General features: G+C 51.5%; 14 protein-coding genes. All 14 read right to left on the bottom strand.

The window, feature by feature from the left end; all coding sequences use genetic code 11:
* Positions 1-86: 86 nt before the first annotated feature.
* Positions 87-2,261 carry a methyl-accepting chemotaxis protein gene (locus M1D70_RS07935; protein ID WP_009592774.1) on the bottom strand — a complete coding sequence of 725 codons (2,175 nt, stop codon included), beginning with the start codon at positions 2,259-2,261 and terminating at the stop codon, positions 87-89.
* 215 nt (positions 2,262-2,476) lie between these two features.
* Positions 2,477-3,820: a peptidase U32 family protein gene (locus M1D70_RS07930; protein ID WP_456289584.1), complete on the bottom strand. Its 1,344-nt coding sequence runs from the start codon at positions 3,818-3,820 to the stop codon at positions 2,477-2,479.
* A gap of 12 nt (positions 3,821-3,832) precedes the next feature.
* Positions 3,833-4,765, bottom strand: a complete 933-nt coding sequence (locus M1D70_RS07925; protein WP_456289583.1) for a peptidase U32 family protein — start codon at positions 4,763-4,765, stop codon at positions 3,833-3,835.
* Between the two features lie 102 nt (positions 4,766-4,867).
* Entirely contained in the window at positions 4,868-5,911 is a 1,044-nt protein-coding gene (gene mltG, locus M1D70_RS07920) for an endolytic transglycosylase MltG (protein ID WP_145036698.1), read from the bottom strand.
* Between the two features lie 94 nt (positions 5,912-6,005).
* On the bottom strand, positions 6,006-6,317 hold the full coding sequence (locus M1D70_RS07915; protein WP_175320776.1) for a DUF1292 domain-containing protein: 312 nt from the start codon (positions 6,315-6,317) through the stop codon (positions 6,006-6,008).
* On the bottom strand, positions 6,317-6,619 hold the full coding sequence (locus M1D70_RS07910) for a DUF1292 domain-containing protein (protein ID WP_015734061.1): 303 nt from the start codon (positions 6,617-6,619) through the stop codon (positions 6,317-6,319). The genes M1D70_RS07915 and M1D70_RS07910 overlap by 1 nt, the downstream gene beginning before the upstream one ends.
* A gap of 17 nt (positions 6,620-6,636) precedes the next feature.
* A complete protein-coding gene (gene ruvX, locus M1D70_RS07905) occupies positions 6,637-7,050 on the bottom strand; it encodes a Holliday junction resolvase RuvX (RefSeq protein ID WP_009592756.1) in 414 nt (137 codons plus the stop codon).
* A 12-nt stretch (positions 7,051-7,062) separates the two neighbouring features.
* The gene (locus tag M1D70_RS07900; protein WP_006208869.1) at positions 7,063-7,323 is read right to left on the bottom strand and encodes an IreB family regulatory phosphoprotein; all 261 of its coding nucleotides are present in this window, start codon (positions 7,321-7,323) and stop codon (positions 7,063-7,065) included.
* 218 nt (positions 7,324-7,541) lie between these two features.
* Positions 7,542-10,169: an alanine--tRNA ligase gene (gene alaS, locus M1D70_RS07895; RefSeq protein WP_456289582.1), complete on the bottom strand. Its 2,628-nt coding sequence runs from the start codon at positions 10,167-10,169 to the stop codon at positions 7,542-7,544.
* 419 nt (positions 10,170-10,588) lie between these two features.
* Positions 10,589-11,656 (bottom strand): AI-2E family transporter, encoded by a 1,068-nt coding sequence (locus tag M1D70_RS07890; RefSeq protein WP_009592785.1) that lies wholly within the window; start codon positions 11,654-11,656, stop codon positions 10,589-10,591.
* A 159-nt stretch (positions 11,657-11,815) separates the two neighbouring features.
* Complete coding sequence (locus M1D70_RS07885) at positions 11,816-12,025, bottom strand: hypothetical protein (protein WP_015734058.1); 210 nt, start codon at positions 12,023-12,025, stop codon at positions 11,816-11,818.
* A gap of 11 nt (positions 12,026-12,036) precedes the next feature.
* A complete protein-coding gene (locus M1D70_RS07880) occupies positions 12,037-12,558 on the bottom strand; it encodes a PRC-barrel domain-containing protein (RefSeq protein WP_009592754.1) in 522 nt (173 codons plus the stop codon).
* Between the two features lie 138 nt (positions 12,559-12,696).
* Positions 12,697-13,842 carry a cysteine desulfurase family protein gene (locus tag M1D70_RS07875; RefSeq protein WP_456289581.1) on the bottom strand — a complete coding sequence of 382 codons (1,146 nt, stop codon included), beginning with the start codon at positions 13,840-13,842 and terminating at the stop codon, positions 12,697-12,699.
* Between the two features lie 14 nt (positions 13,843-13,856).
* Positions 13,857-14,276, bottom strand: a complete 420-nt coding sequence (gene cymR / locus M1D70_RS07870) for a cysteine metabolism transcriptional regulator CymR (RefSeq protein WP_009592789.1) — start codon at positions 14,274-14,276, stop codon at positions 13,857-13,859.
* Between the last annotated feature and the right edge of the window lie 282 nt (positions 14,277-14,558).

The raw sequence follows: 14,558 nt of genomic DNA, 5'->3' as shown, positions 1-14,558 counted from the left end.
TACCCTCTGAAAGCCATTTTTATCCGTAACAGAAAAAAGACTGCTCCTACCCGCTTAACGGATGGAACAGCCTATGAAACAACTTCCTATAATCTAAAACGAGACAAGGTCTCTTTCAGCTCATTCGATACATTCTCAAGCTGTGTTGACAGATTAACCAGCTGACTGCTGACGCTTTGCTGCTCTGTGGAGAGAGAAGCCACCTCTTCCGAAGTTGCGGAGGATTCTTCGGCTACCGCGCTCACATTGCTCATCGCTTCCGAAAGTACATTTTGAGATTCATTCAGCTCATCAATCGAATGCGTGACGGAATCCAAGCGATCGATAAATTCTACCATCTGCTGTTGAACGGATACGAAGATATCGTTCGTTTCCTTAACGGCATCCATCTGACCCTTGAAGAGCGGGTTCGCATCGAGCAGTACCTGCACGGTTTCGTTCATCTCGGCCATGATGCGGTCCGTAATTTGGCTGACCATATCGATGGATTGCCTGGATTGGTCTGCCAACTGGCGGATTTCATCGGCCACGACCATGAAGCCTTTACCGGCTGCTCCGGCACGGGCCGCTTCGATCGTTGCATTCAAGGAGAGGATGTTCGTTTGCTTGGTGATGTTCTGAAGCACATCAAGCACTTTGGCAACCGAAGATGTCGTTTCCTTCAAGCCATCAACCTTATGCATCATCGAGCGTGTCATATCCTCGGTCTGATGGGTCTTATCCAGCAAGTCGCTCAAATGCTTCGTTCCCAGCTCACTGGAGCTTTCTACGTGACGGGCCGATTTGCCCATCTCTTCGTTAGCCGTAACAACGATTTGCATCTGCTTCGAGATGTTATTAGTCAGATCGCTGCCGCGCTCTGCTTCAACCGCCAGACTGCTTGCTCCGTTCGCAATTTCCTCGGTAGCTACGGCAATTTCTTTGGCCGAAATCGCCGTCTTCTTCGAGGCATCGCTTAATTCGGCAGCCGTTCGAAGCACTTCCTGGGCGGTATTGCTCGTTTGCTGCACGAGTCCGGTAATCTGCTCCATCATATCGTTGAAGCTGGCCGAAAGCTGACCGATTTCGTCCTGGCTCTTATGGTCTGTACGAACATTCAAATTCCCTTTAGCGCCTTCCTTCATCAGCAGGTTAAGCTTGCCTATCGGACGGGCAATCATTCTTACCATCCAAATACCGATCAGAATGGCAAAAATAACGTCGATGGCTGCCACGATCAGCGTGATGACCAGTATGCTGGAGGCATCCTTCGTGAGCTCGCTGGTTTGGACAGAGCCTACGAGCTTCCAATCGTTCGTGCTCAGCGTATTATAAACCGCCAGTACATTTCTTCCTTCCTCATCCTTCGTTCTTACGTCATCCGTTTTGGTGTCGGCCGGAAACTCTTTCGCAAACGTCCAAGCGGTTTCCGATCCCACGATGGAGGAATCGCTGGAGGAAACAACGATGCCTTCAGGACTGATCAATTGCAGTTGGCCGTTCTCGCCAAGGTTAATTCCCTTCAGCTGGGCATCCAGCACCGAGGCGTTCAGTTCAAACATGACGACATACGTAGACGTCAGGTCGTTCATGGAACCCAAGGAGCGGGCAATCGTGAAATACGGAGCACCGCTGTTCTGCATCGTTGGCAGCCACATAATCTTCTTGTCGCCTTCCTTCAGTTCGGCGTACCAGCTTTGCTCAAGGACGGTTTTGGAGGATTCCGAGGATTGTCCTGCGGATATGATCTTCTCTCCCTTGGAAGGGATCAAATAAATGGCTCTAATGGCCGAGTCCGACGTAATCTGATTGGATAGCTTATCGCGAATGGTCCGCTCCACCGTAAACGCATCGTACTCGCTTAACTTCTTATCCGTGTACTCGGACAACAACTTCTGCAATTCAATGTCATAGAAGATTTGTCTGCCGGCATTCTCGTACTTATCCAGAATGATGTCGATTTTCTCGGAGGTTTGGATAATCGTCTGCTGATTGCCGTTTGCAGCATTCTTCTCAATCGTGTCCTTTGCCTTGTTGTAAGACAAATAACCCAGGACGATCACAAAAAATACAATGGCTGACAAAAAGATCAGGAACAACCGGATTCCGACGGATTTTGCCGGGTTCATCGGCATCCGGCTTATGGCCGTTCCCATGTTAGAAACGAACGACTTGGCAGTATGTATCCCTGATGATGCCGAAGGCGTTTTCTTTTTCTCTTTGTTTCCTCCGGGCTTCTTGTCCTTTTTCGGTTTCTTATCATGCTGCTCAACTTCTGACATTAGCTGTTCACCTACCACAATCATATTATTAATACGCCGGTCCAATCCCCTGAAACGTATTCGTTATTCTTTATTTCGACAATTGGGGGTGTTTTCCTTTGGGTTTTCGCAAAAAAATAATTCTTAAATCCTAATTTTTTTGCAAACAAAAAGAATCCAAGGTCCATCCACAGACCCGGATTCTCAATTGTGTAGTTCCATAGAACTATATTTTGTTATCCTTTGCGTTTTCGCATCATATCAAAATGACGCACCGGCTGATCCACCTTCATGCGAATGAGCTGAAGGGGATGGCGAGCTGCATCCAGTTCGCTTCCATTCTCATCCTGGATAGGCCCTACCGTCTGCTTAAAGAAGGTCCCTTCCGGCCCGAAAAACTCGATTTCATCACCAGGCTTAAAGTGGTTCCGCTGCTGGATGACGGCCGTTCCCGAGCGCTCGTCATATTCCATCACCAATCCGGCGAAATCATAAGGGACCGCCTTCTCTTCCGGTTCATAAATATGATCCTCATGGTCCGGCGTATCATAGAAAAACCCGGTATTCAGCGGTCGGTTGGCCGCTTTATTAATTTCCTCGATCCATTCAGGCTTCAATACATAATGCTCAGGGTTGGCCATGTAAGAATCAATCGCCTGTCTGTACACATTGACCACGGTCGCAACGTAATGGATCGATTTCATCCGTCCCTCAATCTTGAAGCTGTCGATTCCGACCTCGATCAGGTCCGGAATATGCTCCAGCATGCAGAGATCCTTCGACCCCATCGTAAACTGATTATCTTCCGGCTGGAACAGCGGGATCTGGGTAACGCCCGGTTTGAACGGGGATGGAGCAGGGGCAGGCTGTTCCATCAGCTGCTGCTCTTCCGACACCCAATGACCTTGCTCTTCTCTTCCATCCTCGAACAAATCATATTTCCAACGGCAGGATTGGCAGCATCCGCCCCGGTTCGAATCACGGTCCGTAAAATGGTTGGACAATACGCAGCGACCGGAGAACGAGGAGCACATTGCTCCATGGATAAAGGCTTCGATCTCAATGTCAACATTCTCTTTAATCGCTGCGATTTCCTCCAGGCTTGTCTCCCGTCCCAGTACGACCCGCGGCAATCCTTCGTCCTTCCAGAATTTCACCGCCTGCCAATTGAGCGTGGACTGCTGCGTGCTCAGATGTACTTCAAGTTTAGGCGCAGCGCGCTTGGCAACCTCGATAATCGCCGGATCGGCAGCGATGATCGCTGTTATGCCTGCTTCTTCCAGGCTTCGCAGGTAGGATTCAATGCCTTCGATGTCCTCGTTATGCGCATAAATGTTGGTGGCCACAAACACCTTCGCGCCGTATTTCTTGGCGAATTCCACGCCTTCTTTCATTTCTTCGAAGCTGAAGTTGTCCGCATTCGAACGAAGGCCGTATTTCTGCCCTCCGATATATACCGCATCGGCGCCATAATGCACCGCAAATTTCAGTTTTTCCAAATTACCGGCCGGGGCGAGCAATTCCGGCTTGTCCAGGCGATAGCGTTTGCCTTTGTATTTTGGCTGTGCCATTGCTTCCATGCTGTCCACTCCTTAATAAACTTGTTCCTTGTAGAAAAATCCAAACGACAATTCGCGTTCCGGATCCTGAATCGCGCGGATTCCGTCCATCCACTCTTCCTGAAATGCATAAGCTGAAGCGTCTGCAGCGTAGAGATCGATCGCTTTACGATAAGTTCGAATTACAACCTCATTGTAATGGCGCGGCTTCAGCAGCGTCTCCACCTTAAAGCTGTCCACGCCTGCTGCCATCAGCAGATGCAGATCCTCCAGAATGCAGATATCCTCCGAACTCATGATATGGGTGCCATTGATATCCTCATAGATCGGATATTTCTCGTCCTGGCGTTCGGCCTCGATGAGAAACAGGCCTCGCTCTTTGCCCAGGCTGCCGTCATTGACCGGTCTGCCCTGCTGCTGCATGTAACTGTTCACCAGGCGCCGCTTGGAGTGATAGATGTTGGTCATGCCGTGGACCTGGACCTGCGCTTCCAGCTGAAGCTGCGGCTTCATGTCCGTGACTTCGTCCATATTCAATTCACGCGCCAAAATAACCCGGGAGGCGCCTTTGCTTCCCCAGTAATTGGCCGTTGAATAGTTGGTGGCGGTCATTTCCGCATTCCAGTGGAGCTTTAACTGCGGAGCCAAGTCTTTTACGGTAGTTAGCACCGAGGGATCGTTAAATTCCACCGCATCCACTCCGATGTCTCCGAGCGCCTTAACATAAGCAGGAAGCTCCGGCAGCAAATCATTGGTCATTAAGTTGTTCAAGCTTGCGTAGACTTTGCTCCCTTGCCCGTGAGCAAGCTGCACGACTTGCGCAATTTCGTCCAGGGTCAAACTGCCGGGCAATCTCATGCCGAAGCGGTCTTCGCCGACAAGCAGCGCATCGGCTCCGGCTTCCAGGTAAGCAGCAGCATCGGCCACGGAGCCGGCCGCCGCCAATAATTCAGGTTTGATACTCATGATGATTTCCTCCCTATTAGAGGTTGTTCAACAAGCCTCTTTCATGCCGTAGTGCTGAGGCGTCGCCTGCCTGCCGCAATCGGACTTGCTGAACACGTCATATTATTGTTGTGCCATCTTTTTGCTGGCTTCGATGTTTTTTAAATGCTCTTTGTACGTTTTGGCAAAGAGATGTTCCTGCGTACCGTCCTTCTTCGTCACATAGAACAAATAATCGGATTTCTCCGGGTTCAGGGCTGCCTGAATGGACTCCAGGCTCGGGCTCGAGATAGGCCCCGGCGGAAGTCCCTTTTGACGATAAGTGTTATACGGGCTCTCGACCTCCAGGTCGGCGTAAAGCAGCCGCTCCTTCGGCTTATCTAACAGATATTGAACGGTCGCATCGATTTCAAGCCTCATATCCTCGTCCAGCCGGTTATAAATCACGCCGGCTACCAGGGCGCGCTCCTGGTCCGCAACCACTTCACGCTCCACCAGCGAAGCGATGGTCATGAGCTCATGAAACGTCACGCCTCGCGCCTCCAGCTGACTCTCCCAATCCGGAATTTCAGCCAAACGCTTCTCGGTTTCCTTCAGCATGGTCTCTGCGATGCCTTTTGCCGTTAGATCCTTCTTCGGCAGTTCATAGGTCGCCGGGAATAAGTAGCCCTCCAGATGATGCCTCAGATTTGCTTCTGCGGGAATCTCTTCCGTTATGGGCACACTCCAGCCGGATGGCTGATCCACAACCTCCAGGAACTCCTTCTCGTCGATGCCGCTCTCGCGAGCGATGGTTTCCGCCATCTGAAGGATCGTATATCCCTCGGGGATCGTGAAACGGACCATTTCCTCAGGCTTCACTTCGCCGTTGTTCATCTTGGATAACAGCTCCTGGAAGGGAGTGCCCGGCGTTGCTTCATAGGTTCCAGCCATGAGACGGCTGCCTTCGCCGCTAAGCTTCAGATAACCTTTAAGTATAAGAGCATTTTTGATCAGTCCCTTTTCCTCAAGCAGATCGGCGATAGAGGATGTGCTCATGCCGGACTCCACGGTGAATTCGACGGGAGTTTCCGAGCTCTGAACGGGTTGTAAACCATTCCATACGTAGAATACGGCCCCGCCTGCAATGAGGATCAGAACCAATGCTGCTATTGCCAGTTTCTTCAATCTACTCATCCCTTCACACCAAAAGGGGCGGACAGCTCCGCCCCTTCCTGAACTTTCATTTGAAAATTAAGCATGTGCTCCTGCAGGAGGGAGCTTAGTCCTCGTCTCCCTCGGGAAACGTCAGCTCATCGTAGAGCTCGGACACATTCTCCCATTCCTCGTCGTCATCAATGGTGGCCAGCTCCAATCCGCCATCCGCATTCTTCACGATCCGGAGAACCTCGTACTCCTCATCGGTGCGGTCCGGCTGAACCAGAATGGCATACCCTTGACCATCCACTTCAAATTCGGCGGCAATATCATAAACCTCGAGATGGCCTTTATCGTCCTCAAGCTCAACACTCTCACCGAATGCTTCCTTAAGGGCTTGGGTCCATACGATATTCTCAACCGAAAAATCAGACATCATTCGTCTCTCCCGTCCAGCTCTTCCACGAGCGTATTGAAGGTTTCTTCAACAATGGCCCATTCTTCATCGTCTTCGATCATAAACAGTTTCAGGTCTTCTCCGTCTTCCTCATAACGGAAGGCGTAAACCTCGTCAGTCTCTTCTTCTGCAGACTCCCTTGGTACGACCATCATATATTTGGCATCCGAGCCATCCACTTCGAATTTCATGATGACTTCGAACTCTTCCTCGTTGCCTTCATCGTCGGGAATATAAATAATTTCCGGTTCTTCTTCCATACCAATATGCTCATTAGCCATTGTAATCACCCTCACCTTTACCTTTTAGAATCCAAGTAGTTTTGCAAAATCAAGCTTGCCGCCATTTTATCTACAACCTGTTTTCGCTTCTTTCGGCTGACATCGGCTTCAAGCAATGTCCTTTCAGCGGATACTGTTGATAGCCGTTCATCCCAAAGGTGAACGGGTAAGGATAGGGACTCTCGCAACGTGTTTGCGAATTCCATGCAGATTTCGCCCCGCGGACCAATCGTGCCGTTCATATTCTTAGGCAGGCCGACCACAATCTCGCCGACCTCGTTGTCTTTGACGAGTGCGGCAATTCTGTCCAGCTCGCCTTCGTCGCGGCGGCGTTCGATAACTTCAACCCCTTGGGCCGTCCATCCGAACACGTCGCTGATGGCAACACCGATTCTGCGGTCCCCGTAATCTAATCCCATGATCTTCTTCATCCCTGTGTGCTCCTAACGGTGACTGGCTAAGTAGAACCGGACCAGTTCTTCAATCAATTCATCTCGCTCTTTTTTCCGGATCAAACTTCTGGCATTATTGTGCCGAGGTATATAAGCGGGATCCCCGGACAAAAGATACCCTACGATTTGGTTAATCGGATTGTACTCCTTCTCTACCAGCGAATCGTACACCGAAAGTAGAATGTCCTGGGCGGAAGCCTCCTTTTCATCACCTTTTACATTGAACTTGACTGTCTTATCCATGGAGTCCATGTGTGACACACCTCGCTTCTTCAAAGAACATGTTTACCATGCTTCGTCGAATAAATATTTACCAGCTTGATCTAGTTATATCATAACATAATCCTAAGTCTCTACGGAAATCCAAAGCGAAATATTTAGAGAGTGTTCCAAAAAATTCAGGATTGTGTACAGCAAATGCCGCTTCCCGCTTACGGTCGCCTGCCGTACACAATCTGGACAAATCATGTTTACACGCCCCGGGCTACGAGGTCCTCCGCATGCTGCAGCGCCTGGGCAAGCTTGGAAGCATCCTTGCCCCCGGCTTGGGCCATATCCGGACGGCCTCCGCCGCCCCCGCCGCATACCGATGCGACTTCCTTAACCAGCTTGCCGGCATGATAGCCCTGCTTCACCAGCTCCTGCGGAACCGCTACGACGAAATTCACCTTGTCGCCTGCTTTGGAGCCGAGCACAAGAATGGTCTCGGGCAGCTTGCCCTTCAATTCGTCAGCGATGCCGCGGAGTCCGTCCATGCTGCCGGCCTGTACTTCGGCTGCCAGCAGCGACGTGTTTCCGACCTGCTTCACTTTGTCGGTCAGCTGGCTGGCTTCAATGGCTCCCAGCTTGCCTTGCAGGGACTCGTTCTCCCGGGCAAGATCCTTCACCTGTTGGTTCAGGCCTTCGATCCGCTTCGGCACGTCTGCAAGATTGCTCTTCAGCAAGCCGGCAGCCTGCTTGAGCAGGTCCATTTGGCCCTCCAGATGCTCATAAGCGTAACGTCCCGTTACGGCTTCAATGCGGCGAACGCCGGAGCCGATGCCGCTCTCGCCAAGCAGTTTGAAGATTCCGATCTGGGACGTGTTGTCCACATGGCATCCGCCGCACAGCTCGATGCTGTAATCCCCGACCTGAACGACACGGACGATATCGCCGTATTTCTCGCCGAACAAGGCCATGGCGCCCATCGCCTTCGCTTCATCAATGGCCTTGCGCTCGATAACGACCGGAACGCTTTTCCATACCTGTTCATTCACGCGGCGCTCAATATCGGCCAGTTCCTCCTGCGTAATGCTGCCGAAATGGGAGAAGTCGAAGCGCAGACGCTGCGGTTCAACAAGGGAACCTGCCTGATTGACATGATCGCCAAGCACTTCCTTCAAGGCTTTATGCAAAAGGTGAGTCGCTGTATGATTCTTGACGATGTCATTGCGCATGGCGGTGTCGACCTGCGCCTTGACCGTATCGCCCACTTTGAGCTCGCCGAGCTCGACGGTTACGAAATGCACATGCTGTCCATGCGGAGCCTTGAAGAGGCCTTCCACTCGGGCACGCACGGATCCGCCTTCCAACATCCCCTGATCGCTGACCTGGCCGCCGCTTTCCGCATAGAACGGGGTAACGTCCAGAATGACCTGACAGGTCTCGCCTTCACTGACGCTGTCCGCAAAGCTGTCACCGGACACAATGGCGAGCACTTTCGCCTCGCTGACGGTGTCATTATATCCAACAAATTCACTTTTAACCGTATAATCGGAAAGAACGCCGCCTTGGACCTTCATGCTTTCCGTTTCATGACGGGCTGCGCGCGCACGGTCACGCTGTTCCTTCATCGCGGCATCAAAGCCCTCGCGGTCCACGGTCAATCCGTGTTCGGACGCATAATCCTCCGTTAAATCAAACGGGAAGCCGTACGTATCATACAATTTGAACGCGTCGCTGCCGCTGATGACGGATTTGCCCTGCTTCTTCGCTTCGGCGCTGACGTCAGCCAGGATGTTCAAGCCGTCCGAGAGCGTTTTATGGAACTGTTCTTCTTCCGTCGCAATGACCTTCTCGATAAAGGCGCGCTTCTCAACGACCTCTGGGTAGTAAACTCCCATAATATCGCCTACGGTTCCGGTCAAGGTATACATGAACGGTTTTTCCAGTCCGAGCACCTTTCCGTAACGAACCGCGCGGCGGAGCAAACGACGGATGACATAGCCGCGGCCTTCGTTGGAAGGCAGCACGCCATCGCCTACCGCGAATGCAACCGTACGGATGTGGTCTGCAATGACTTTCAGCGCGATATCGTATTCCGTCTTCTCGTTGTATTTTACGCCGGCAAGCTCTGCCGTCTTCTGAATGATCGGCTGGAACAGGTCGGTATCGAAATTGGAAGCCACGTTTTGCAGAATGGAAGCAAAGCGCTCCAGACCCGCACCCGTATCGATGTTCTTGTTCGGGAGCGGTGTGTAGCTGCCGTCCTTGTTGTGGTTGAACTGGGAGAACACGAGGTTCCATACTTCAAGCCAGCGTTCATTCTCGCCGCCGGGGAACATTTCGGATTCGGGTGCCTCCGTGTCGTATCCTTCGCCGCGGTCATAGAAAATCTCGGTGCAAGGTCCGCATGGTCCTTCGCCGATATCCCAGAAGTTATCCTGCAGCTTGATGATGCGCTCCTTCGGGAGACCGATTTTCTCGTTCCACAGTTTATAGGCCTCCTCATCCTCCGGATACACGGTTACGGACAGCTTCTCCGGATCGAAGCCGATCCACTTTTTGTCCGTCAGGAATTCCCAGGCCCAGGTGATCACTTCTTCTTTAAAATAGTCGCCGATGGAGAAATTGCCCAGCATTTCGAAGAATGTATGGTGCCGGCGGGTCTTGCCGACATTCTCGATATCGTTGGTACGAATGCACTTCTGCGAGTTGGCAATTCTCGGATTTTCCGGCTTCACGCGCCCGTCGAAGTAAGGCTTGAGCGGAGCCATGCCTGCATTAATCCAGAGCAGGGACGGGTCATTATGCGGTACAAGCGATGCACTCGGCTCAATATTGTGGCCTTTCTCTGCAAAAAACTCTAGCCATTTGGAACGGATCTCACTAGCTTTCATCTCTACACTTCCTTCAGTCGTAATATAGGGATACGATCATTTGTATCCGAACACAAAAAACGCCCCTGAATATAATTCAGGGACGAATGTTCTCGCGGTACCACCCTGGTTATCGTCCATTCATCCTCCAGCATGTCTTCCTTGGATGACGAATACGACGATCGCCTCGTAACAGCTTGATAACGGGAGCCGCCCGGTGAATTTGAATCACACTCGAAAATTAGCATTCGGCTAGGGACGCTTCCAGGTTCTCGCAGCCAGCCGGAAATTCTCCGGGCAGGAACCTGTTCTCTGGGCAAGGTGCACAAAGCCTACTCGATTTTGTCATCGATTTTAACGGTTATAGGTTTAATTTCAAGTATATATAGGGGGAATCCATCTGTCAATGCATGGACATGCCTGGTTATCGGCCGAAGGGGTCAACCGGATTTCTTCCTGACATAATAAGCGAAAACATGCTGCAGCAGCACTTTGATGACGGCAAAGACCGGAACAGCCAGAATCAGACCCACGGTTCCTGCCACCTGTCCGCCGACAAGGAGCGCAAATATGATCAGAAGCGGATGCATATGCAGCTTCTTGCCGACCACTTGCGGCGAGATGACATTGCTCTCCAGCGTCTGGCAGACCATATTGACCACCGCCACCAGCAGCACCATCCTCCAGGAAATCGTGGATGCCATCACAAGCGCAGGAGCCGCCCCGAGAAAGGGGCCTAGATACGGAATGATGTTGAACACCGCCACGATGCTGGCCAGCAGCAGCGCGTACGGCATGCCCACGATCATGTACCCCACATAAGCGAGAACGCCGATGATCAAGCATACCAGAAATTGTCCGCGGACATAATTCCCGAGGGCCGTGTCGATCTCTTTCAGCAGCGTGACAATCGACTTCCGGCGGCTCCGCGGCAGATAGGATACGGCGGTTCGCTGGAACACCTCAAAATCTTTTAATATGTAGAAGATCAGGAACGGAACAATTAACACATTAAACAGGATGTTGATGGTGTTGCCGATATTGTCCATGAAATCCGAAATTCCACCGGCCAGCCTCGACTCCATCTGCAGGAACCAGCTGTTGACGCCTGTCCTTACTCCCGGGGGCAGCAGCCTGCTGTCCAGATTGGTCATCAGGCTTTGGGCGTTCATCGATAATTCAGGCAAGTGCTCGTTGAGCTCCTCCAGCTGCCGGATCAGCATCGGAATCATATTGATCAGAATGACCGCCAGCGAAGTCAGGAAGACGGCATAAATGAGCAGCACCGCAATGCTCCGCGGAACTTTGCGGTCAGAGAGCGTGCATACTATCGGATTCAACACATACGATATGATCATGGCAACCAAAAATGGCGCCAGGACGGCCTTAAGAAAACGATAGACATCCAGAAACAGCGGGCGCAGCAGCCAGACAAAATAAAGGGAGATGAGTCCAAGCATCAACCAAACCAACAACCGAAACCATTTGTTCTCGGTTAGCTGTTCCACACAGGCACCCTCCTTTTTTCGAAAGCTACCCTGTAGTATATGTACAAGCTTCCAGAAATAAACTAACATTTCCGCCGGCCAAAATGAAAAAGACTCCTGCTATTCAGCCGCACAGGCCTTAAGCAAGGAGTCGTTGTTCTTACGCTATGTACGCGTTCTTCAGGAAGACGCGTGCATCTGAGGAAAATCCGGCTGCATGTCATCGCCGAAGAACAAATCATCCAGCGAGCTGAGCGTGCCGTCCTCTTCTACCTGGTATACGGACATTTTCTCTCCGTTAACCGTCAATTCGATAAAGCAACCCCAGCAATAAAACTGGTGGGAGCCGATTTTTCCGATATCTTTGGAACTACAGTTTGGACATTTCATCCTACCTCACCCTATCCGTTCACAGAATTAATGGCTTTTTCCAGACGCTGTTCGCTCATCGGGGGTACCATGACGGCACTCTCGCCGATAGCCATTTCCGCTGTGCAAGGCAGCCATTTGCGACCTTCGATCAAATCCGAGACAAATCCATCGGATATTTCCAACCCTAGTATTGTATTGCCCTGTTCCTGCTCAAAATAAACATCCGATATACGACCGAGCAGGACACCATCCTCTGTCAGGACCTGCATCTCTTTCAATTTGCGCTTGCCCAAAAGGTACGTAAGCGGTATATCGTTGGCGCCCAATTTGCGGACAGCCTCTTGGCTCCGGATCATGACGGCATCTTCCCCGTAGGCTACGATATCTTCCCATGAGACGCTTTTCACATGCGAGGAAAACAAAGCCTTGCCTTCAAGCTCCAATCCGGTAATCAACCAGTTCTCATCTAGTATAAAATCGTGGATTTTGCCGATTTCCTTACCGTTCTCCACGTCGAATACAGCCAGTCCGATCATTTCTTGAAGTTTCATAACCGTGGACACCTCCTCATCCTTCATGGTTTGAAATCAACCGCGGTTCCCAAAAAACGCTGACCGACGGGCAATTTCCAAGGATGAAATGGACGAACGCATACCCCCTATTCCGTAGAAGGAGAAATCCCTTAACATCTATTTACGTAACCGATTAAGGATGGTTCCAATTTTTTGGGCAGTGTACTCCATTTCTTGAGTAGTATTACCCAAACCGAAACTAAAACGAATCGCGGAGCGCAAAACAGGGTCAGAAAGTTTCATTGCTCGGAGTACATGGGATATTTCCAGGGATCCCGACGTACAAGCCGAACCGCTTGCCGCCGCAATTCCTTCCATATCGAGGTTCATCAGCATCGTCTCCGTATTGGCACCGGGAAAGCTGATATTCAGGATGTGAGGTAGGTGATGTTCCGGGTTTCCATTGATCACAAAAGAATTCTCGCCAATCTCCTGACGAAGCCCGTCAAGGAGGGTCGATCTCAGTTCGCGATAATGCTGGATTCGCGTATCCATATTCTGCACGGTCCATTCCACTGCCGCCGCAAAACCGGCGATTCCGGCCATATTCTCTGTTCCGGCCCGGCGCTTCTTCTCCTGCAGCCCTCCGAACAGACGGGGAGAGACGCTGAGTCCCCTGCGGACGACCAAAGCGCCTACGCCCTGCGGCCCGTTGATTTTGTGGGCGGAAAAGCTCCACATATCCACCGGCAGCTCGCGGCAGTTGATCGCCTCCGAGCCCAATGCCTGAACGGCATCGGTATGGAATACGATTCCGCGGCTCCGGCATAACTCGCCGATTTCGGCGATCGGCTGAACGGTGCCTACTTCATTGTTGCCGTACATGATGGTCACCAGCGCCGTGTTGTCCTGAATCGCGCCCGCAATGTCCTCTGCAGAAACACGCCCTGTAGGGTCCACCGGGACATAGGTAACCTGGCAGCCCCGCCGTTCCAGCTCATGGCAAGTGTGGAGCACCGCATGGTGCTCCACCGCTGACGTAATCACATGTCTGCCTTCCGCGCCCAAGGACTCCAGCAGTCCCAGAACAGCCAGGTTATCGCTCTCGGTCCCGCCTGCGGTAAACACCAGCTCGTCCGAATGGCATCCTAACAAAGACGCTATTCGATCACGCGCCCCGTTCACGATCTTCTTCGCTTCCCGTCCAAAAGCATGGACGCTCGAAGCATTGCCGTATTGGCTCGTCATGACATTCATCATCCGCTCCGCAACCTCCGGATGAACCGGGGTTGATGCGGCATGATCCAAGTATACTGATTTCATCTCCGTCGTCACCCTTAAATGTAAAACATATAGTTGTCTGCAGCAGACTGTTCATGGTAATTGATCAGATAGTCCAGCGTCGTGGAATCCAGCACTTCAGCGATGCTGTCGCGGATTCGGAGCCAGAGGTCACGCTTCGCCGGATCGTCCTCTTCCGTAAAATCGACGGGGGATATCGGCCCTTCCAGCACGCGGATGACGTCCCCTGCCGTGATGGATGCCGGGTCCCGGGAAAGGATATATCCGCCGTATGCACCGCGGATGCTCTTAACCAAGCCCGCATTCCGCAGCGGCGCGATCAGCTGCTCAAGATAATGTTCCGACAGCTGGTTCTTCTCGGCAATGCTCTTCAGCGAAGTCGGCCCTTCGCCGAACCTGGCGGCCAGCTCCATCATAATCGTTAATCCGTATCTTCCTTTTGTTGATATCTTCAAAGGTGACACCTCTTTCGGTAATTTGTATATTATGTCCATCCTGTACATGAATTGTAGGTGGCGGGCGAGCGATAAATACGGCATAATCCATGAGTAAAGCAGCTTATCCTGTATTTTTCTCCGTATTCCGATCATTACCCTTGCTTATCGTAACATATCCTGGACCCCAATGGGTAATATTCCAGCTGGAAACTCGAAAAATGTTCACCCTGAGTGGACAAAATGAAGCGTGTGAACCTTGTTCCAATATGTTAAAATACCTCCATGGGCACAATTCAATAT

Source organism: Paenibacillus sp. AK002 (genome assembly GCF_053903045.1).
This window is presented reverse-complemented; position numbering and strand designations above follow the sequence as displayed.